This window comes from Caulobacter sp. BE254, from assembly GCF_031457295.1.
Classification (GTDB): Bacteria; Pseudomonadota; Alphaproteobacteria; order Caulobacterales; family Caulobacteraceae; genus Caulobacter.
In genome coordinates this window covers 1-18,302 of the sequence record NZ_JAVDWJ010000005.1, presented here as the reverse complement: position 1 = coordinate 18,302, position 18,302 = coordinate 1, and the positions used below count along the sequence as shown (strand labels likewise).

The 18,302-nt window shown below is 71.1% G+C and carries 17 protein-coding genes and 1 pseudogene; 16 read left to right on the top strand and 2 right to left on the bottom strand.

Annotation, left to right across the window (positions count from 1 at the left end; genetic code table 11):
- Positions 1-18 precede the first annotated feature (18 nt).
- From J2X41_RS10835 to J2X41_RS10825, 4 genes and pseudogenes are all read left to right on the top strand, one after another.
- Positions 19-468, top strand: coding sequence for a hypothetical protein (locus J2X41_RS10835; RefSeq protein ID WP_310081800.1), 450 nt, complete (start codon positions 19-21; stop codon positions 466-468).
- Between the two features lie 124 nt (positions 469-592).
- Positions 593-2,185: a fatty acid--CoA ligase gene (locus J2X41_RS10830; RefSeq protein ID WP_310081799.1), complete on the top strand. Its 1,593-nt coding sequence runs from the start codon at positions 593-595 to the stop codon at positions 2,183-2,185.
- Positions 2,186-2,190: 5 nt separating this feature from the next.
- Positions 2,191-2,309 (top strand): annotated as a pseudogene (locus J2X41_RS25290) (hypothetical protein); the annotation flags it as partial.
- A gap of 41 nt (positions 2,310-2,350) precedes the next feature.
- The gene (locus tag J2X41_RS10825) at positions 2,351-3,241 is read left to right on the top strand and encodes an oxygenase MpaB family protein (protein WP_310081797.1); all 891 of its coding nucleotides are present in this window, start codon (positions 2,351-2,353) and stop codon (positions 3,239-3,241) included.
- Positions 3,242-3,388: 147 nt separating this feature from the next.
- Here J2X41_RS10825 and J2X41_RS10820 read toward each other — a convergent pair whose 3' ends face one another.
- The gene (locus J2X41_RS10820; protein WP_310081796.1) at positions 3,389-3,622 is read right to left on the bottom strand and encodes a hypothetical protein; all 234 of its coding nucleotides are present in this window, start codon (positions 3,620-3,622) and stop codon (positions 3,389-3,391) included.
- 108 nt (positions 3,623-3,730) lie between these two features.
- Between J2X41_RS10820 and J2X41_RS10815 the strand changes: the two genes are divergently transcribed.
- From J2X41_RS10815 to J2X41_RS10755, 12 genes are all read left to right on the top strand, one after another.
- Positions 3,731-6,043 (top strand): glycoside hydrolase family 3 N-terminal domain-containing protein, encoded by a 2,313-nt coding sequence (locus J2X41_RS10815; protein WP_310081795.1) that lies wholly within the window; start codon positions 3,731-3,733, stop codon positions 6,041-6,043.
- A 6-nt stretch (positions 6,044-6,049) separates the two neighbouring features.
- Positions 6,050-6,823: a DUF4019 domain-containing protein gene (locus tag J2X41_RS10810; RefSeq protein WP_310081794.1), complete on the top strand. Its 774-nt coding sequence runs from the start codon at positions 6,050-6,052 to the stop codon at positions 6,821-6,823.
- 101 nt (positions 6,824-6,924) lie between these two features.
- Positions 6,925-7,380: a VOC family protein gene (locus tag J2X41_RS10805; protein ID WP_310081793.1), complete on the top strand. Its 456-nt coding sequence runs from the start codon at positions 6,925-6,927 to the stop codon at positions 7,378-7,380.
- A gap of 98 nt (positions 7,381-7,478) precedes the next feature.
- Complete coding sequence (locus tag J2X41_RS10800; RefSeq protein WP_310081792.1) at positions 7,479-8,414, top strand: Gfo/Idh/MocA family oxidoreductase; 936 nt, start codon at positions 7,479-7,481, stop codon at positions 8,412-8,414.
- Between the two features lie 138 nt (positions 8,415-8,552).
- Positions 8,553-10,349, top strand: coding sequence for a type I secretion system permease/ATPase (locus J2X41_RS10795; protein WP_310081791.1), 1,797 nt, complete (start codon positions 8,553-8,555; stop codon positions 10,347-10,349).
- Complete coding sequence (locus J2X41_RS10790; protein WP_310081790.1) at positions 10,346-11,719, top strand: HlyD family type I secretion periplasmic adaptor subunit; 1,374 nt, start codon at positions 10,346-10,348, stop codon at positions 11,717-11,719. Before J2X41_RS10795 ends, J2X41_RS10790 begins: the two co-directional genes overlap by 4 nt.
- A gap of 13 nt (positions 11,720-11,732) precedes the next feature.
- A complete protein-coding gene (locus tag J2X41_RS10785; RefSeq protein ID WP_310081788.1) occupies positions 11,733-12,197 on the top strand; it encodes a hypothetical protein in 465 nt (154 codons plus the stop codon).
- A gap of 420 nt (positions 12,198-12,617) precedes the next feature.
- Entirely contained in the window at positions 12,618-13,637 is a 1,020-nt protein-coding gene (locus J2X41_RS10780; RefSeq protein ID WP_310081787.1) for a helix-turn-helix domain-containing protein, read from the top strand.
- An 89-nt stretch (positions 13,638-13,726) separates the two neighbouring features.
- Complete coding sequence (locus tag J2X41_RS10775) at positions 13,727-14,458, top strand: response regulator transcription factor (protein ID WP_310081786.1); 732 nt, start codon at positions 13,727-13,729, stop codon at positions 14,456-14,458.
- Positions 14,458-16,026, top strand: coding sequence for a HAMP domain-containing sensor histidine kinase (locus J2X41_RS10770; protein ID WP_310081785.1), 1,569 nt, complete (start codon positions 14,458-14,460; stop codon positions 16,024-16,026). The genes J2X41_RS10775 and J2X41_RS10770 overlap by 1 nt, the downstream gene beginning before the upstream one ends.
- A gap of 5 nt (positions 16,027-16,031) precedes the next feature.
- Positions 16,032-16,568 (top strand): hypothetical protein, encoded by a 537-nt coding sequence (locus tag J2X41_RS10765; RefSeq protein ID WP_310081784.1) that lies wholly within the window; start codon positions 16,032-16,034, stop codon positions 16,566-16,568.
- Between the two features lie 732 nt (positions 16,569-17,300).
- Positions 17,301-17,540: a hypothetical protein gene (locus tag J2X41_RS10755; protein WP_310081783.1), complete on the top strand. Its 240-nt coding sequence runs from the start codon at positions 17,301-17,303 to the stop codon at positions 17,538-17,540.
- A 2-nt stretch (positions 17,541-17,542) separates the two neighbouring features.
- Here the strand turns inward: J2X41_RS10755 and J2X41_RS10750 are convergent, their stop codons facing one another.
- The gene (locus J2X41_RS10750; RefSeq protein WP_310081781.1) at positions 17,543-17,965 is read right to left on the bottom strand and encodes a hypothetical protein; all 423 of its coding nucleotides are present in this window, start codon (positions 17,963-17,965) and stop codon (positions 17,543-17,545) included.
- Positions 17,966-18,302: the final 337 nt, after the last annotated feature.

The following is an 18,302-nucleotide window of genomic DNA, read 5'->3' as shown; positions in this document are numbered from 1 at the left end:
CAGCGCGTTGCCGTCGGCATGAACCGGACCCGCAAGACGCCCCGCCGCCGCAAGGCGACATCCTCCGACGCCTTCGCCCTGGCCAGCGCCAGCGCCGAGCTGGCCCTGGCCTCCCTGCGGGTGATCGACGCCCGCGCGCCGATGATCGTCGCGGCGGTTCGCGACCCGATGCGCGGCGACTACGCCGAGCTGGCGCGGATGGTCTCCGAGAAGCCGCTGGCCTTCGCCCAGGGCGTGGCCGCGACGGGTCCGGCCTGGCTGGCCATGGCCGCGGAGTCCAACCGCTACCTGGCCCAGGCCTGGAAGGCGCCGCGCGCCGGCCTCGCCCCGACCCTGGACGCCTCGCTCGGCGCGATGGCCTTCTGGGGGCGCATGATGTCGCTGGGCGTGGCCTGGCAGTCGGCGATGCTGGCCCCGATCCACGCCGCCGCCACGGCCAACGCCCGGCGCCTGGGCCCCAAGACCTGACGGAACCCCGCGCCGCGCCGCGTTTTTTTCCTAGCCGCGCGCCGGGAATGGGCCCCATGCTGGCGGCGGTTCAACCCGAAGGCGACGCAGATCGCCTCGGACCGCGCGAGGAGGCCCGCCCACCATGTCCGGACCCGCCGTCGATTTCGATCGCATGACGACCCTGGGCGACGTCGCCCGCTATCATCACCAGGTCCGGCCCGAGGCGACGGCCCTGGTGTTCGAGGGCCGCGCGACCAGCTTCGCCCAGTTCGACCGCCACACCGACCAGGTCGCCAACGCCCTGCTGGCCGAGGGCTTGGTCAAGGGCGACCGCATCGCCTATGTCGGCAAGAACAGCGACCATTATTTCGAGCTGCTGTTCGGGGCGGCCAAGGCCGGGGTCGTGCTGGCCCCGATCGGCTGGCGCCTGGCCCCGCGCGAGATCGCCTACATCCTGGGCGACGCCGAGGCCCGCATGGTGTTCGTCGGCCCCGAACTGCTGGCCCATGTCCGCGACGTGGCCGTGCTGATGCTGGACCACCCGGTCGTCGTCGCCATGGAGGCCAACGATTATGGACATCCGGTGTTCGAGGCCTGGCGCGACGCCGCGGCGTGCGAGCCGCCGGACGCGACGATCACTCCGGCCGACATCGCGGTCCAGCTCTACACCTCGGGCACCACGGGCCGGCCCAAGGGCGCGATGCTGACCCATTCCAACATCCTGACGACGCGCAAGCTGGCGGCCCAGGCCGACATGGACTGGAACCGCTGGGGGCCGGACGACGTCAGCCTGGTGGCCATGCCGGTGGCCCACATCGGCGGCACGGGCTGGGGCGTGGTGGGGCTGATCAACGGCGCCAAGGGCGTGGTGGCCCGCGAGTTCGATCCGACCAAGGTGCTGGACTTCATCGAGAAGGACCGGGTCTCCAAGATGTTCATGGTGCCCGCCGCCCTGCAGATCGTGGTGCGGCAGCCCCGCGCCCGCCAGGTCGACTACAGCCGCCTGACCCATATCCTCTATGGCGCCGCGCCCATCCCGCTGGACCTGCTGCGCGAGTGCATCGAAGTGTTCGGCTGCGGCTTCGTCCAGCAGTACGGCATGACCGAGACGACCGGCACGGTGGTCTATCTGCCGCCGCGGGACCACGACCCGGCCGGCAACGCCCGCATGCGCTCGGCCGGCCTGCCGATGCCCGGCGCCGAGCTGAAGGTGATCGACGAGGACGGCCAGGCCCTGCCGCCGGGCGAGGTCGGCGAGGTGGCGGTGCGCTCGCCCGCCAACATGGCCGGCTACTGGAAGCTGCCCGAGGCGACCGCCCTGGCCATCGACGCCGACGGCTGGCTGCGGACCGGGGACGCCGGCTATCTCGACGCCGACGGCTACCTGTTCATCCACGACCGCGTGAAGGACATGATCATCTCGGGCGGCGAGAACATCTATCCGGCCGAGGTCGAGAGCGCGGTCTACGGCCATCCGCACGTGGCCGAGGTGGCGGTGATCGGCGTGCCCGACGACGCCTGGGGCGAGGCGGTCAAGGCGGTGGTCGCCCTCAAGCCCGGCGCGCCCCAGGACCCGGCCGACATCATCGCCTTCGCCAAGAGCCGCATCGCCGGCTTCAAGGCCCCCAAGACCATCGACTTCGTCGAAACCTTGCCGCGCAACGCCTCGGGCAAGATCCTGCGGCGCGAACTGCGCGAGCCGTACTGGGCGGGCAAGAGCCGGCGGGTGAACTAGGGTTGGTGTTACTTGCCCGGTCAGGGGGCGAATTCCTCGTCCTTCGACAGGCTCAGGATGAGGAATTCGAATTCATCGCCGCAAAAGTAGCCCTCATCCTGAGCTTGTCGAAGGACGAGGGCGGCCGCCGACGGCGGCCAGGCTAGCGTTTGGAAGGGAGACCTGATGGCGGATGGCCCCGGTCGCATCGCGGGTCTCATCCAGGGCCTCTACCAGCCCGAGGGGGCTCCGCGGGTCGACTTTCGCCAGCCCCCCGGCGAGCCGGCCCTGGTCGCGCCGGACTCGGTGTCCTGGCGGGTGTTCAAGAACCCGGTGTCGCTGTTCGTCGGCGGGGTGAGCGCGGTGATCCTGGAGCTGGCCGAGCCCCGCGTGCGCACCGGCGTCTGGGAGCATTCCAGCTTCCGGACCGATCCGCTGCCGCGCCTGAAACGCACCGGCCTGGCGGCGATGGTCACGGTCTATGGCGCGCGCTCGACGGCCGAGGCGATGATCGCCGGCGTGCGGCGGATGCACGACCGGGTCGCCGGCGACACCCCGGCCGGGACGGCCTACCGCGCCAGCGACGTGGAACTGCTGAACTGGGTGCAGGCCACGGCCAGCTTCGGCTTCCTGGAGGCCTACCACGCCTACGCCCGGCCGCTGAGCGCCGCCGACCGCGACCGCTTCTACGCCGAGGCCGCGCCGGTCGCGGCCCTGTACGGGGCGGTCGGGGCGCCGGCCTCGGTGGCCGAGTGGCAGGCGCACCTGGCGGCCATGCTGCCAAAGCTGGAGCGGCACGCGATCGTCCTGGAGTTCCTGGACCTGATGCGCAAGACCGCGATCCTGCCGACCCCGCTGCGCGGCCTGCAAGGAGCGCTGATCCGGGCGGCCGTGGCGATCACGCCGGCCGAGGTGCGGACGGTGGTCGGGCTGGGCCGCGAGTGGGACCTGGGGCCGGTCGAGGGGCGGCTGGTTCGCCTGGCCGGCGCGGCGGCGGACCGCCTGGCAATCCAGGGGACGCCCGCGGTCGAGGCCTGCCTGCGGCTGGGGCTGGCGGGGGATTATCTGTATTCCTGAGCCCTCCCCCCGTGGGGGAGGCGATCGCGCAGCGATCGGTGGGGGGAGTTTTGGGATCGTCGATCCGGGGTATTGGTCGCCGGCCGATCACTCCCCCCACCGTCGGCTCCGCCGACACCTCCCCCACAGGGGGAGGGCCTGGCGCGATCAATCCGTCTGCCCCTGGTGCTCCACATGCCCCTGGCGCACCTCGGTCCGGGAGAACACCTCCTCCTGGCCGTCCTGCAGCAGCTCCTCGGCGTCGGCCTTGTCCTGCTCGGCCTGGGCCAGGACGATCCGCAGGGCCTCGACCTCGGTCGGGGCCTCGACCATCATGCTGCGAAGCGGCGCTTCCGGCGGGGCGTCGCCGAGACGGACATCGATGCGCCAGCGGGTGGTCATGAGAGCTTCTCCAAGGTTGAAGACGTGGGTTCGCCCCTCAGATAACGCACCATTGCACCCGCCGGCGTTTCTGGCGAGGTTGCGGCGATTTCAGTGCGGGGAGGCTTCATGGCGACGGGTGGCGGGCGACGGGGGCCCGAGCGACAGGGGCCCGAGCGGCAGGGCGTGGACCGCCGGGCGGTCCTGGCTGGCGCGACGGGCCTGGCGGGGTACGCCCTGACCGGGGCGGGAGCGGCCCGCGCGGCCTCGCCGCGGGTCGAGGCCCTGATCGCCCGGATGACCGTCGAGGAAAAGGCCGGCCAGCTGTCGTGCTATTCCGACATGATCCGGCCGCCGGTCGGCGACATCAACCCGCTGGTCAACCAGCGCAACACCCAGCAGATCCTGGTCGACATCCGCGCCGGGCGAGTCGGCGCGCTGGTGAACGGCGTCGGCGTCGAGGGCGCGCTGCTGGCCCAGACCGCCGCCGTCGAGCAGTCGCGCCTGCGCATCCCGCTGCTGTTCGCCGCCGACGTGATCCACGGCTTCAAGACCATCTACCCGATCCCCCTGGCCGAATCCGCCAGCTTCGACCCCGGCCTGGCCGAGCGCACGGCGCGGGCGGCGGCGGTCGAGGCCTCGTCCTACGGCAACCACTGGACCTTCGCCCCGATGGTCGACGTGGCCCGCGACCAGCGTTGGGGCCGGGGCGCGGAAGGCTCGGGCGAGGACGTGTTCCTGGGCGAGGTGATGGCCCAGGCCCGGGTGCGCGGCTTCCAGGGCCGCGACCTCAGCGCGCCCGACAGCCTGCTGTCGACCGCCAAGCACTTCGCCGCCTATGGCGCGGTGGCGGCGGGGCTGGACTACAACACGGTCGACATCTCCGAGGAGACCCTGCGCGAGGTGCACCTGCCGCCGTTCAAGGCCGCCTTCGACGCCGGCTGCCTGGCGGTGATGTCGGCGTTCAACGATATCAACGGCGTGCCGGCCACGGCCAACCGGCACCTGCTGACCGACATCCTGCGCGGCGAGTGGAACTTCAAGGGCGTGGTCATCTCCGACTACACCGCCGACCAGGAGCTGGTGGCCCACGGCTACGCCGCCGACGACAAGGACGCCGCGCGGCTGGCGATCCTGGCCGGGGTCGACATCAGCATGCAGAGCGGCCTCTACAGCCGCTACCTGCCCGAACTGGTCGCCCAGGGCCTGGTTCCCATGGCCGCCGTCGACAACGCCGTGCGCCGGGTGTTGAGCCTGAAGGAGACCCTGGGCCTGTTCGATCGGCCCTACCGCTCGATCGACCCCAAGGCCCAGGCCGCCAACACCGCCACCCCGGCCATGCGGGCGCTGTCGCGCGAGGCCGGCGCGCGGTCGATCGTGCTGCTGAGGAATGACGGCGGCCTGCTGCCCTTGCCGGTCCGGGGGCGCAAGCTCGCCCTGATCGGACCGTTCGGCGAGGATCGCGACAACATCCTGGGGCCCTGGGCCTTCTTCGGCGACAAGAGCCTGGGCGTCGACCTGGCGACCGGCATCCGCGAGGCGATGGCCGACCCGTCGCAGCTGATCGTCGCCCGGGGCTGCGACGTCGAGAACCCCATCCCCGGCGGCTACGACCAGGCCGTCGCCGCCGCGCGGGCCGCCGATGTCGTGCTGCTGGCGGTGGGCGAGAGCCAGAACATGTCGGGCGAGGCCCAGTCGCGCACCGAGATCGGCCTGCCCCGGGCGCAGCAACAGTTGGCCGAGCTGGTGGCGGCGGCCGGCAAGCCGACGGTGGTGCTGCTGCGCCACGGCCGGGCCCTGGTGCTGGAGGGCGCGGTCAAGGCCGCCCCGGCCGTGCTGGCCACCTGGTTCCTGGGCACCGAGACCGGCCACGCGGTGGCCGACGTGCTGTTCGGCAAGGTCAATCCGTCGGCCCGCCTGCCGGTCAGCTTCCCGCACGAGAGCGGCCAGGAGCCCTACGCCTACAACCACCGGACCACCGGCCGTCCCGCGCCCCAGGCCGACGACAGCCAGGAGTACAAGGCCCGCTGGCGCACCACCCGCAACGAGGCGCTGTACCCGTTCGGCCACGGCCTGTCCTACACCAGCTTCGCGCTCAGCGACGTGCGGCTGTCGACCACCCGCCTGGCCTGGAACGACAAGCTGTCGATCACGGTCAATGTCGCCAACACCGGCAAGGTCGCCGGCGAGCACGTGGTCCAGCTCTATATCCGCGACCGGGTGGCCAGCCGCACGCGGCCGGTGCGCGAGCTCAAGCGCTTCGTGCGGGTGGCGCTGAAGCCCGGCGAGCGGCGCGACGTCCGCTTCAGCCTCGAGCGCGGCTCGCTGATGTTCGTCGGCGACAACGACCGCTGGATCGCCGAGCCGGGGATGTTCGACCTGTGGGTGGCCAACAGCGCGGTCGATGGCCTGACGGCGAGTTTCGAGCTGCTGGGGGCCTAGGGAAAGATGCACGAGCCTTCCCAAACGCTCAGCGAACGCGAGAAGGAAACGTTGCGGCTTCTCCTCAAGGGACACGACGCCAAGTCGATCGCCGTGGCGCTGGGGCTCTCGGTCCACACGGTGAACGAGCGCCTTCGCGAGGCGCGCCGAAAGCTGGGTGTCGGCAGCAGTCGGGCCGCGGCACGGCTGCTGGCCCAGATGGAGGCTCAGCACCCAAATTTCTTGGAGGACATGGAATTGGGGGTGGCCGCCGCGCCGGCGCGGGGCGGAGAACCTGGGGCATCGACCAGGCGTCGACGCGTCGGTCACTGGACCGCGTGGCTCTCAGGAGGATTGGCGATCATGTTGGCGATAGTAGCCGCGGCCGCGATAGCGATGGCGTTGCAGGGCGATGGAAAGGTGACGCCGCCGGCGGCGCTTTCGGCGTCTTCAAGCACGTCCGACCAGGCGAGCACGGCCTCGGCCGAGGCCTGGGCCAAGCTGCTGGACGGTCAGCGTTGGGCCGAGAGCTGGGCGTCGTCGGGCGGCGTGTTCAGGTCGAAAGTCACGCAGGCCGACTGGACCGCGACGGTCCAACCCCTTCGACAAAAACTCGGCACGGTATCCTCGCGTTCGCTGAAAAGCATATCGAGCGCCACTTCGCTGCCCGGCGTTCCCGACGGCGAGTACAAGATCGTGCAGTTCGCCACGGTCTTCGCCAACAAGCCCGACGCCGTCGAGGCCGTCGTGCTGGCCCACGAAAATTCCGGCTGGAAGGTGATCGGCTATTTCATCCGCTGACGGCCGATAGAAAAAGGGGGCACGCCCCTGCGGCGTGTTCCCTTCGGGCGAAAAAAGCCGCCGTCGGCAGCCAGGCCATCATCAGGGAGACGACCGAAATCATGACCAAGAGCCAACTCCTGCGCATGGACAATGTCGGCGTCGTGGTGGACTCCCTCGACGACGCCGTCGCCTTCTTCACCGAGCTTGGCCTGACGCTTGAGGGGCGGGGCCTGGTCGAAGGCGAATGGGCCGGACGCATCACCGGGCTGGGCGATCAACGGGTCGAGATCGCCATGATGGTCACGCCCGACGGCCACAGCCGCCTCGAGCTCTCGCGTTTTCTGGCCCCGTCCGTCGTCGCCGATCACCGGAACGCCCCCGTGAACGCCCTCGGCTATCTGCGCGCCATGTTCACGGTCAGCGACATCGACGACACCCTGGCCAGGCTCGGCAAGCACGGCGCGCAACTGGTCGGCGAAGTGGTCCAGTACGAGGACGCGTACCGGCTCTGCTACGTCCGCGGCCCTGAAGGCCTTCTCATCGGGCTGGCGGAGCCGCTCGCCGGCGGTCGATAACGATCGACGGAGAGCGTCGAGCCTCACTGGCCGTTTGACATCCCAAGCGCGGCCGAGCATTTATCCTACAAATAGCGTTTCCAGAGTCGCGAGGCCCCATGACCGCCGCCACACCCGTCCGCGTGGCCCTGATCGGCCTGGGCAAGATCGCCCGCGACCAGCACCTGCCGGCCATGGCCGCCGATCCGCGGTTCGCCTTGGTCGCGGTGGTCAGCCGCCACGCCGAGCAGCCCAGCCTGCCCAGCTTCCACACGTTCGACGACCTGCTGGCCAGCGGCCTGGCTTTCGACGCCGTGGCCCTGTGCACCCCGCCCCAGGTGCGCCACGGCTTGGCGCGCCGGGCGCTGGAGGCCGGCAAGCACGTGATGCTGGAAAAGCCGCCGGGCGCGACGCTGAGCGAGGTCGAGGACCTGCGCCAGGTCGCCGAAGCCCAGGGCGTCACCCTGCAGGCCACCTGGCATTCGCGCTACGCCCCGGCCGTCGCCCCGGCCCGGGCCTGGCTGGAGGGCCGGACGATCACCGCCGCCCGGATCAACTGGCGCGAGGACGTCCGCGTCTGGCACCCGGGCCAGGACTGGATCTGGGAGCCGGGCGGCCTGGGGGTGTTCGACCCCGGGATCAACGCCCTGTCGATCGCCACCGCCGTGCTGCCGCGCCCGTTCTTTCTCACCGAAGCCACCCTGCACGTGCCCGAGAACCGCCAGTCGCCGATCCAGGCCGAGCTGGCTTTCGTCGACACCTTGGGCGTGCCGGTCACCGCCGAATTCGACTTCCTGCAGACCGGCCCGCAGAGCTGGGACATCGAGGTCGACACCGACGGCGGCGTCCTGCGCCTGTCGCACGGCGGGGCCCGGCTGTGGATCGACGGCGCCCTGGTCCACGAACAGCCCGAGGCAGAGTATCCGGGCCTCTACGCCCGCTTCGCCGAGCTGATCGCCGCCGGCCAGTCCGACGTCGACGTGACGCCGCTGCGCCACGTGGCCGACGCCTTTCTGCTGGGCCGGCGGGTCGCGGCGCCCGCCTTCGTCGAGTAGGCCCCGACCGCCCCCCTGCGACGTAAGGACCGTCTTGCATAAATCCCGGACGCGACGTTAGGTACGGCCCGAAGGGGTGTGGGACCCGCGCGCGGCGACCGCGCCGGCGGGAAACTCTCCACGCCCGCGGAGAGACTCGTGAAATTCCTCGACGCCCCATTGCCGCCGCCGCTGGTCGCCGCCCTGCGCGCGTGCCGGCCGCACCTGATGGCCGCGGCCGTGTTCAGCGCCCTGATCAACATCCTGCTGCTGGCCCCGACCATCTACATGATGCAGGTCTATGACCGGGTCGTGCCGACCGAGGGCCGGCTGACCCTGCTGTACCTGACCCTGGTGGTGGCCTTCGCCCTGGGCACCCAGACGGCGCTGGAATCGGTGCGCTCGCGCCTGCTGACCCTGGCCGGGCTGCGCCTGGACCGGCTGCTGGCCGGCGGCATCCTGCAGAAGCTGATGAGCGCCATGGCGCCCGGGGCCTCGGCCCAGGGCATGCGCGAGTTCGACATCGTGCGCCAGGCCCTGTCGGGCCCGGTGGCCGTGGCCGCCTTCGACATCCCGTGGACGCCGATCTACGTGCTGGTCGCCTTCATGATCCATCCGGCGCTGGGGGCGATGACCATCGTCGGCGGCGCGGTGCTGGTGGCGCTGGCGGTGCTCAACGAGCGCGCCACCCGCACGCGGGCCCGCGAAGCCTTCGTCGCCCAGTCCCAGGCCTACGCCTCGCAGGAAGCCGCCGCCGCCAACGGCGAGGTGGTGCGCGCCCTGGGCATGCGCGGCGCCCTGCGCGAGCGTCAGCTGGCCGACCGCCGGGCGGGCCTGGACCTGTCGGCCAAGGCCCAGTTCACCGGCGGCGGCTATTCGGCGGCCACCAAGTTCACCCGCATGTTCCTGCAGTCGGCGGCCCTGGGCCTGGGCGCTTGGCTGGCGGTCGACAAGCAGATCTCGGCGGGGGCGATCATCGCCGCCTCGGTGCTGATGAGCCGCGCCCTGCAGCCGATCGAGCAGCTGGTCGGCTCCTGGGCCGTGGTCGGCCAGGCGCGCGGCGCGCTGAACAACCTGATCAAGCTGTTCCCGCCCGGCCGGGGCCTGGAAGTGTCGGGCACCCAGCTGCCGGCGCCCACCGGGGCCCTGGCCCTGGAGCAGGTGGCGGTGCGCGCGCCCGGCGAGGGCCCGGTGCTGCTGCGCGGCGTCAGCCTGAAGCTGACCCCGGGCGAAGTCCTGGGCGTGATCGGTCCCAGCGGCGCGGGCAAGACCACCCTGGCGCGGGTCGCGGCCGGGGCGGTGACCCCCGAGCTCGGCACGGTGCGGTTGGACGGCGCCAACCTGGCCGACTGGGACGGCGACCGGCTGGGCCGCTATATCGGCTACGTGCCGCAGGACTCGGGCCTGCTGGCCGGCTCGATCAAGGACAACATCTCGCGCTTCGAGATCTGGTCCCCCCAAGGCAAGAATGGGGGCGACCCGGCGATCGTCGACGCCGAGGTGGTGGCCGCGGCCCAGGCGGCGGGGGTGCACGAGCTGATCCTGCGCCTGCCCAAGGGCTATGACACCACGCTGGGCGCGGGCGGACGCGGGCTGTCGGCCGGCCAGGCCCAGCGCGTGGCCCTGGCCCGGGCGCTGTACGGCCAGCCGCCGCTGCTGGTCCTGGACGAACCCAATTCGGCGCTCGACGCCGATGGCGAGATGGCCCTGAACAGCGCCATCCTGTCCGCCAAGGCGCGGGGCGCGGCGATCCTGATCGTCGCCCACCGCACCGGCATCCTCAACATCGCCGACCGCCTGCTGGTGCTGCGCGAGGGCCAGGTCGAACTGGTCGGCCCGCGGGCCGAGGTGGTGGCCAAGATGGCCGCCGCCGCCCAGCCGGCCGCCCAACCGGTCCCCAAGACCGCGTCCCAGTCCGGCTCGACCGCCACTCCGCTTCAGGTCGCCAAACCATGACCGACACGACTTTCCAGACCGCCGGAACCGCCGGCGAGGCCGCCGCCAAGATCCCGCCCCGCCTGTCGGACGATCCTGTCCGATTCATCCGTATCGGCGCCGGAGTGGCGGGCCTGTTCTTCGTCGGCTTCCTGGGCTGGGCGGCGCTGGCGCCGCTGGACGCCGGGGCCTACGCCCACGGGGTGATCGCCGTGGCGGGCAACCGCCAGGCGGTGCAGAGCCGCGAGGGCGGCGTGGTCACCGCCATCCGGGTGGTCGAGGGCCAGAGCGTGGTCAAGGGCCAGATCCTGGTGGAGCTGTCGGCCTCGGAACTGCGGGCCAGCGAGCGGGGCATGACCGGCGAGGTCCTGACCCTGCTGGCCCAGCGCGCCCGGCTGGTCGCCGAGCGCGACCGCCTGCCGGCCGTCGCCGCGCCGCCGGAGTTCGCCGACCTGGCGCCCGAGGACAAGCCCCTGGCCGACGACGCCCTGCGCCTGCAGCGCCAGCAGTTCCAGGCCCGCCGCAGCTCGCTGCAGACCCAGCGCGGGGTGCTCAACCAGCGCGTCCTGCAACTGAGCCAGCAGAGCAGCGGCGCCGAACGCCAGCTGGACGCCAACCGCGAGCAGCAGAAGCTGATCGAGGAAGAGCTGCAGGGCGTGCAGGAGCTGGCCGCCAAGGGCTTCGCGCCCAAGACCCGGGTGCTGGCCCTGCAGCGCAGCGCCGCCTCCCTGACCGGCGAGGACGGCGCCTACCGCGCCCAGATCGCCCGCTCGGCCGAGCAGATCGGCGAGACCAAGCTGCAGACCCTGTCGCTGGAGCGCCAGATGATGGAGGAGGTCTCCGGCCAACTGCGCGACGTGCAGGTGCGGCTGGACGACCTGCAGCCCAAGGTGCTGGCCGCCCGCGAGCAGCTGGCCCGGGCCACGGTCCGCGCCCCGTCCGGCGGCAAGGTGGTGGGGCTCAACGTCTTCACGGTGGGCGGCGTGGTGGCGCCCGGCCAGACCCTGATGGAGGTCGTGCCCCAGGATCGCCGGCTGGTGATCCAGGCCAAGGTGTCGCCCAACGACGCAGACGACCTCAAGCCCGGCCAGAAGACCCAGATCCGCTTCACCTCGCTGCACGAGCGCGACCTGCCGCTGCTGAACGGCACCCTGACCGAGCTGTCGGCCGACAGCTTCACCGACGAGAAGACCGGGGTGCAGTACTTCCGCGCCGAGGTCGCCGCGCCGCCCGAGGAGCTGGAGAAGATCCGCAAGATCCGCGGCGCCCAGTCGGGCCTGCAGGCCGGCCTGCCGGTCGAGGTGCTGATCCCGCTGCGCAAGCGCTCGGCCCTGGCCTATCTGGTCGAGCCGATGTTCCAGACCTTCTGGCGGATGGGACGCGAGCACTAGAGGGGCGGTCGACATGAAAGCGCTGATCGGGGCGGCGGCGCTGGTCATGGTGTTTTGCACGCAGGCCCAGGCCGCCGATCTGGAGGGACCGGCGCGCTTCTGCGGCTACTCGGCGATCATCGACCTGGCGCCTGGCGAGAAGGTCACGACGCTCGAAGGCGGCGTCCACGCGGGAAACTTCCGTTGGGAGGGACCGTTCGGGGTGCTCGACGTTCGCGGAATCGGCTGGGCCGGCCGGCCGAAGGGGCGGATCGTCGAGGCGCGGACGGACGCCAGGCCGGCGAGGTTCGCGCAACGCCGGGACGAGGATGGGCGTCATGGGGTCGCCCTCTGGAACGGCGGCCATGGCGCGGCCTATTTCCGTTCGCCGGCGCCGCTCACCTCGCGTCAGATGGAAGCCATCCGGCGCGTGACCTTGTTCGAGGAAGGGCAGACGCCTCGAGATTGCGCTCTGCGCACGGTCTTTTCCTGGGAGTAGGGATCCAGCCAAGCGTCTGAGGCGCGGCGGGCGCCAGGCGGATGCGAAACCCGGATCGGCGAATAAAAAAGGCGGACCTCCCCAAGGCCCGCCTTTAGTTTTAGGTCCCCCTCGGGACGTGGGCGACGCTGGTCGCGCGACCTCCCCCAAGGTCTCGCGGTGCGTCGTTCTCCAAGCCGATGGCCTGCGCCCGAGCCTCGGTCGGCCGGGTCGCGGCCGCGCCGATCGCCGACCGGCGTTCGTCCGAAGCAGCCGACACCTGTAAGGCTTTGCGCGCCGCGCGCCTTACATGCCGGTTCCATTTTCTTGATCCCTTGTCTCAAAGGAAAACGCCGCTCTCGCATGGCGCCCCGCGCGGTGCGACGAACGCCCGCATTGGCGAATATGGTCAATGCGTGATTGTGCCTTGGGGGAGGCCACATGAATGATCCTTTGGACCCGCCCGCCGAAACGCTGTTTCGGCTGGGGCGGACGAATTTCAGCACCCGGAGCGTTCCGCCCGACCAGCGGCACGACCACTACCGCCGGGAAGTGCTGACCGCGCTGGACGCGCGCGATCCGGAACCGGGCTTCACCGCCAACATCACCGCGCTGCGCCTGGGGCCGCACGCCTTCTACGTCACCGAGACCGGCGGCCAGACCATGTTCCGCACGCCGGAGATGATCGCCGCCGACGGTCTCGACCACTACATCGTGCAGTTCAACATCGCCGGCTCGCATACCGGCGACTTCGACGGCGTGCCGTTCGCGTTCGGTCCGGGCGAGGTGGGGATCTGCGACCTGTCGCGGCCGATGCTGATGCACAGCACGACGGTCAAGGTGCTGACGACCTTCCTGCCGCGCGCCGAGGTCGAGGCCGTGGCCCCCGACATCGCGCTGCACGGCATGGTGCTGGACGCCAATCGCGCCGGCCTGCTGATCGAGCACCTGACCTCGGTCACCCGCTGGTTCCCGCGGCTGCTGCCCGAGACCCTGCCAGGCATCACCCGGGCCACCATCGCGCTGCTGGGCGCCTGCCTGGCCATGGAGGCGGGACGGGCCGATTTCGGCGTGCGCGAGTCGCCGGTGCTGGCCCGGGCCCGGGCCTATGTCGAGCACAACCTCCTGGAGCCCAGCCTCAACCCGGCCCGGATCAGCGAGTCGCTGGGCGTGTCGCGCTCGACGCTCTATCGGCTGTTCGAGCCCCTGGGCGGGGTGACGGCCTACATCTGGGAGCGCCGCCTGCACCTGGCCCGCGCGGCGCTGCTGGACCCCAAGCGGGCCCGGCGGATCAGCGAGATCGCCTTCCAGTGCGGCTTCAGCAGCGAGGCCCATTTCAGCCGCAGCTTCCGCAAGGCGTTCAACATGCGCCCCAGCGACCTGCGCTCGCTGCAGCCCAGTCTGGCCGAGGAGCCCGACACGCCCTTCGCCAAGTGGACCGACGCGGCGACGGGGGCTTAGCGGGATTTTCTCCTCTGCACCGGATCTGCACGGCAAACGCGCCGGACCGACGCGTCGAGTCCGTTGACCCCGCACGCGGAGCGCGGAACATGGGTCTCATGCAGCGCACGATCCTGGTCGTCGACGACGATCCCCACATCCGCCAGCTCCTGGTGTTCGCCCTGGCCAAGGTGGGCTTGCAGACCCGCGAGGCGGCCGACGGCGAGGCGGCCCTGGCCTCCGTCGCCGAGCGCGCCCCTGACCTGGTGGTGCTGGACATCAACATGCCGCGCCTGGACGGGCTGGAGGTCTGCCGCCGGCTGCGGGCCCGGGGCGACCTGCCGATCCTGTTCCTCAGCTCGCGCGACGACGAGATCGACCGGGTGCTGGGCATCGAGCTGGGGGCCGACGACTACGTGGTCAAGCCGTTCAGCCCGCGCGAGGTGGTGGCCCGCGTCCAGGCCATCCTGCGCCGGGCCGGCGGCGGCAAGGGCGCCGAGGCCGCCCCGGCCGACGGCCGCATCCTCCGCGGCCGGCTGAGCCTGGACCCCGAGGCCTGGAGCGCGCGATGGATCGAGACGGGGGCCGGCGTCGAGGTGTCGCTGACCGTCACCGAGTTCACGATCCTGCGCACCCTGGCGGCCACCCCGACCAAGGTGTTCAGCCGCGACGCCATCATCGACCGCCTGCGCGGCCCCGGCTTCGCGGTGACCGACCGCACCATCGACAGCCACGTGCGCAACCTGCGGGCCAAGTTCGCCGGCGTGGGCGGGCACGACGTGATCGAGACCCGGGCCGGCATCGGCTACCGGCTGGGAGCCTGCCAAGGCGCCGTCGCCTGATGGAAGCCTGGCTGCGGCGCTGGTGGCCGGCCCTGCGCCTGCGGACCATCCTGCTGACCGTGCTGTTGTTCGCCGCCGCGATGCCGGCCATCGGGGCGGTGTTCCTGCGCACCTACGAGAACACCCTGGTGCGCCAGACCGAGGCCGAGCTGACCTCGCAGGGCGCGGCCCTGGCCTCGGCCGCCGCCAATCTGTGGCCGGGCGCGGTGCGCGACCTGACCCCGGCCGACCCCGACGCCCGCGACGACCCCGGCTACTACCGCCCCGAGGCGACCAGCGTCGACCTGCGCAGCTCGCCCCTGCTGCCCGAGCGGCCTGCCTCGATCCCTGGCGCCAGGGCCGATCACCAGGCCGAGGCGGCGGCCGAGGTGCTGGAGCCGATCTTCGACCAGACCAGCCGCAGCACCCTGGCCTCGATCCTGATCGTCGACCGCCACGGCGTCGTCGTCCGCGGCCTGGGGCAGGGCGGCAGCCTGGCGGCCCTGCCGGAGATCCAGGCGGCGCTGCAGGGCCGCTCGCGCACGGTGCTGCGCCGCAACGGGGCCTATCACCCGCGCTATTCGTTCGAGTGGCTCAGCCGCGCCTCGGCCGTGCGCCTGCACCACGCCCGGCCGGTGGTGGTCAACGGCCAGGTCGTGGGCGCGCTGCTGCTGTCGCGCTCGCCCCGGGCGCTGTTCCGCGGCGTCTACCAGGACCGGGGCAAGCTGCTGGTCGGGGCGGCGGCGACGATCCTGCTGCTGGTGCTGCTGTCGGGCCTGGTGTCGCGCGGCGTGACCCGGCCGATCGAGGCGCTGAGCGCCGCCACCCGCAGCGTGGCCACGGGCCAGGGCAGCGTGCCCGACACCCCCGCCACCGCCGCCCTGGAGATCCGCGACCTCTACCAGGACTTCCGGGTGATGGCCGACGCCATCGCCGTGCGCTCGCGCTACCTGCGCGACTTCGCCGCCGCCGTCAGCCACGAGTTCAAGACCCCGCTGGCCGGAATCACCGGGGCGGTCGAACTGCTGGACGACCACTTCGACACCATGACCCCGGACGAGCGTCGCCGGTTCCTCGGCAACATCTCGGCCGACAGCGCCCGGCTGTCGCAGCTGGTCGGCCGGCTGATGGACCTGGCCCGGGCCGACATGGCCATGCCGCAGGCGGGGGTGGCGTCGCAGCTGGCCCCGGCCGCGCGACGGGTGGCCGACGCCCAGGGCCGCGACATCGCCGTGATCCTGGACCTGCCCGACGGCCTGCCCCTGGTCGCCGCCCCCGAGGCGACGGTCGAGACCGTGCTGACCACCCTGGTCGAGAACAGCCGCCAGGCCGGGGCGAAGGTGGTGCGGATCGCCGCGGCGGCGGTCGGCGACGAGGTGGTGCTGCGGGTGTCGGACGACGGCCCCGGCGTCCCGGCCGCCGACCGCGACCGCCTGTTCGAACCGTTCTTCACCAGCCGGCGGGAGACCGGCGGGACAGGGCTGGGCCTGTCGATCGCGCGGTCGCTGCTAGCGGCGAGTTCGGGGCGGATTTCGCTGGTCGAGGGCGAGGCGGGGGCGGTGTTCGAGGTGGGGTTGTTGAGGGGGTGAGGGGCGTGGGCCTCGAAACTGCGCTGAAGATCTACAGCCCTGACGCTTCATTTCGGATTGCGTCGCCAGAGCGAGGTCAAGTCGTGTTCATTCCAAGGTCAACGCGCCGCTCAAGCGTGCTCGCCGCATTGTTCCTATTCGGCTGCGGCCAGACGCCCGAAAAGATCGTCACCAGCACCCGACACTGTACCGAGGTTACGCTCGATGCGGACCTGATGATGCGCCTCAGCTCATACTCGGGATATCCGGACTCGACGGACCAGTGGGTCGTGCAGGTTTGCCACCCGACGGGAACCGCCTGTTCGCCCATTTTGATCTACGACCACGCCCCTCCACCGGTCTACTCGCTGGAGGGAGACAGGATCACCGTTGAGCTGTTGGGTGGAAATCTTCAAAAGCATGTCGATACGGTCGCCGTGGGTCGCACCTATCGTATTCGCACGCATGTGATTACCGGCTACGTGAGCGCGGAAGGCATCAAGGCTTTTCAGCGCAAGGTTCGGCATAGGTGTCCGCCCGGCAATCAGCAGTACCCGCACTAGGGCCGGCTTCCCACGGTGGACTCATCCGGGACGGTGAGCTCTCAGGTCTGCATTCGGCGACGGCGCCGGTTTCCGGACCCGACCCAAGTCAGACCTTAGGTCTAAGCGCCCGCCCAAAAAATACATCCGTCATTCCGGGCCTTGTGCCCGGAACCCCTGGTTCGGCCCGCACGTGAAGTGCAAGCGGTTCGCCAGCGAACCGCCCCTCCTGCACCTGCGGTGGAGAGAGGGGTTCCGGGCACAAGGCCCGGAATGACGGCTGAAAAGGGAGTGGCGAAGGGGGTGCTTCCCACCCTTCTGAGACTCTCAAAACGTCCGCTCGGCGCAAGCCTCCATCCGCCACGGATGGGACCGCGCCTTAAACCCTTGGTGGATCGGAGCTCTGGCGTCTGGCCGTGTCAAGGACCGGCCTTTGGCCGGCCGCGGCGCGGCGACGCGGCGCGTCGTCCTTGACACGGCCAGACGCCAGAGCAGGCTCGCCATCAAGGTTTCAAGGCGCGGCCTCGCCGCTGGCGGACCTTCTCCTCACCCGTGCAACGGGGGAGGTGGCTCGGCGCGTAGCGGCGAGACGGAGGGGGCGTCGTGCGGCGGCTGGACGCCCCCTCCGTCACGATGCGTATTCGCATCGCGCCACCTCCCCCGCTTTGCGGGGGAGGAGAAGAATTGGCCACTCACGGGACCGAACCGCCGCGTCCGGCATTGAACCCTCGCGCCGTCCGATGGAGGCCTCCAATGACCGGACTGTTGGCGATCGACCTGTTCGCCGTCGTGATCTTCGCCCTGGGGTTCCTGCTGGCCTTCAAGCCCGGCGCCTTTCGCGCGTTCAGGGGGCGGGAGCGGGGCGTGTCCGAGGACGTCGCCTCGGCCCTGCGCATCGCCGGGGTGATGGCCATGGCGTTCAGCGTGATGATCTGCGTGTTCGCAAACCTGATCGTCCGCTACTCGGCGGCGAGCGCGGCGGCGGGGTCGTGAACCTATAGCCGGCCGCGTCGTCCGCCCTTGAGCTTGTCCAGGGCGCGGCGGGCGTGCTCGGCCTGAGCGGCGATGGGGGCGGCGGCGGGCGCGTCCACAGGCGCGTCCGCCTGAGCGTCCATTGGGGCGGCGGCGGCCCTGGAGGCCATCAGCATCTCGCGCACGTTGGCTAGGCCCTGAGCGGCATGCAGTCCGGCGGCGGCCGTTTCGGCCAACTGCGGCTTTCCGCGTGGGGTCGGCAGGACCAGGGCGATCTTGCGGGCCATGGCGGCCAGGTCGCCGATGGCTTTGGCTTTGTCGCGAGCCTGGCGGATGGCGGCGGGATTGTTCGTGCTCTCGATGCTCTTCCAGGTCGCCTCGAGGGCGTCCATCAGCTGGAGCTGGAAGGTCAGGCAGCGGGTGGGGATGTCTTGGGCTTGGGTCATGCCGCTAGTGTGCGGCCGTCCTGGAGGGTGGGGACAGGAAACGTGCGTTTTTGTGTAGGGCGTTGATTGGGTTGGGGTTTGGTTTGGCGGGAGCGGGGATAGACGGCGTTTCAACCCACCTCACAACCGTCATCCCGGGCCTCGTGCCCGGGACCCCTCTGTCCGCCGCAGGTGCGGATGCGTGGCGCGCTGGCGCGCCAAGCTGTCTCACCGTCGGCTGAACCAGGGGTCCCGGGCACGAGTGTTCAGTCCGGGGACATGGCGGACACCTGTTCGGAGACATGACTGACAGGTTTGGGGTCGGTCAAGTCGATGGTGGCGACCTGATGGCTGGCGA

Coding starts and splice junctions, on each gene's coding strand:
- J2X41_RS10835 (WP_310081800.1), top strand. CDS start 19: ATGAACCGGACCCGCAAGACGCCCCGCCGCCGCAAGGCGACATCCTCC.
- J2X41_RS10830 (WP_310081799.1), top strand. CDS start 593: ATGTCCGGACCCGCCGTCGATTTCGATCGCATGACGACCCTGGGCGAC.
- J2X41_RS10825 (WP_310081797.1), top strand. CDS start 2,351: ATGGCGGATGGCCCCGGTCGCATCGCGGGTCTCATCCAGGGCCTCTAC.
- J2X41_RS10820 (WP_310081796.1), bottom strand. CDS start 3,622: ATGACCACCCGCTGGCGCATCGATGTCCGTCTCGGCGACGCCCCGCCG.
- J2X41_RS10815 (WP_310081795.1), top strand. CDS start 3,731: ATGGCGACGGGTGGCGGGCGACGGGGGCCCGAGCGACAGGGGCCCGAG.
- J2X41_RS10810 (WP_310081794.1), top strand. CDS start 6,050: ATGCACGAGCCTTCCCAAACGCTCAGCGAACGCGAGAAGGAAACGTTG.
- J2X41_RS10805 (WP_310081793.1), top strand. CDS start 6,925: ATGACCAAGAGCCAACTCCTGCGCATGGACAATGTCGGCGTCGTGGTG.
- J2X41_RS10800 (WP_310081792.1), top strand. CDS start 7,479: ATGACCGCCGCCACACCCGTCCGCGTGGCCCTGATCGGCCTGGGCAAG.
- J2X41_RS10790 (WP_310081790.1), top strand. CDS start 10,346: ATGACCGACACGACTTTCCAGACCGCCGGAACCGCCGGCGAGGCCGCC.
- J2X41_RS10785 (WP_310081788.1), top strand. CDS start 11,733: ATGAAAGCGCTGATCGGGGCGGCGGCGCTGGTCATGGTGTTTTGCACG.
- J2X41_RS10780 (WP_310081787.1), top strand. CDS start 12,618: ATGAATGATCCTTTGGACCCGCCCGCCGAAACGCTGTTTCGGCTGGGG.
- J2X41_RS10775 (WP_310081786.1), top strand. CDS start 13,727: ATGGGTCTCATGCAGCGCACGATCCTGGTCGTCGACGACGATCCCCAC.
- J2X41_RS10770 (WP_310081785.1), top strand. CDS start 14,458: ATGGAAGCCTGGCTGCGGCGCTGGTGGCCGGCCCTGCGCCTGCGGACC.
- J2X41_RS10755 (WP_310081783.1), top strand. CDS start 17,301: ATGACCGGACTGTTGGCGATCGACCTGTTCGCCGTCGTGATCTTCGCC.
- J2X41_RS10750 (WP_310081781.1), bottom strand. CDS start 17,965: ATGACCCAAGCCCAAGACATCCCCACCCGCTGCCTGACCTTCCAGCTC.